Annotated in this window: 1 protein-coding gene; it reads left to right on the top strand. The window is 67.2% G+C overall.

The annotated features are described in order from the left end of the window. On the top strand, positions 1-250 hold a 250-nt coding region (locus tag CVH10_RS22865; RefSeq protein ID WP_146143321.1), incomplete at both ends, for a hypothetical protein.

Here is a 250-nt window from a genome sequence, read left to right as displayed (position 1 = left end):
CCTGGAGGCGGTGAAGGGCCAGTATGACGAGGCCGCGAAGCGTATCCGCGACAAGTTCGAGGATCGCCGCGAGAAGCTGGAGCGCGGCGACGAACTGCCGCCGGGCGTGTTAAAGATGGTCAAGGTGTTCGTCGCGGTGAAGCGCAAGCTGCAGCCGGGCGACAAGATGGCCGGGCGCCACGGCAACAAGGGCGTCATCAGCCGCATCCTGCCGGTGGAGGACATGCCGTTCCTCGCCGACGGGACGCCG

The organism is Halomonas sp. ND22Bw (assembly GCF_003011945.1).
GTDB lineage: Bacteria > Pseudomonadota > Gammaproteobacteria > Pseudomonadales > Halomonadaceae > Halomonas > Halomonas halophila.
The sequence above is the reverse complement of the archived record's forward strand: the minus strand, read 5'-3'. Positions and strand labels throughout refer to the sequence as shown.